The organism is Paenibacillus terrisolis, from assembly GCF_056171975.1.
On the sequence record NZ_JBKFGG010000070.1, the window covers coordinates 1 to 675 of the forward strand.

1 protein-coding gene is annotated in these 675 nt (G+C 56.4%); it reads left to right on the forward strand.

From position 1 onward, the window contains the following. Window positions 1-353, forward strand: a 353-nt coding sequence (locus ACI48K_RS25620; RefSeq protein ID WP_475030451.1) for a hypothetical protein, incomplete at its 5' end; no start/stop codon positions are given. Window positions 354-675 lie beyond the last annotated feature (322 nt).

A 675-nucleotide genomic window follows, 5' to 3' on the forward strand; every position in this document is an offset into this window, starting at 1 on the left:
CTGCGGGCGGATCGCCGCCGCGTGCGCCGCAAGCCGCCGCCGGGCGTGCCGCCACGGGCGCCGGCGCGGCCCCGGCAGCCTCGCGCCCCGAGCCGCGCGGCAGCCGCGAGGCGGGGAAGACGACGGCGCAGCGCGTCTTCATCAAGATCACGGCCGCGGCGGAGAACGCGCGCCTGCTGGAGAAGCTCAAGGCGCTCCTTGAGCTTCATCCCGGGCCGCTTCCCACCGTGCTCTTCTACGAGAGCACCGGGAAACTGCTTGCACTTACCGAACGTTACAGCATTAAGCCCTCTCCCGATTTGTTCCGGGAGATGGAGCTAATGCTGGGGCCGGATACCGTGAAGGTCAAATAACGAAGGGGTCATCCTGGCCTGAAAAAAGCCAATATGAAGTGAAGCGGCAACCGGTGATTTCCCGAATAGCGGCATAAAGTGGCCTTATTTTGCTCCGAACCGGCATTTTTCAGACAATAGCGGTACACAACGGCCCTATTCTCGGCAAAACTCCCAAAATCGAAGGGAAAAGGAAGCTTTTGAAGAAATAAGGCCATAAAACGGCGCTATTTATTCAAAATGAGGGCTCACAGTGGAAATAGGGCCATAAAACCAGCTAATACTTGTCAAGCTATTCGTTGTTGGAATACGTCAGGTTAATTGATATACTATTTTATAGGTA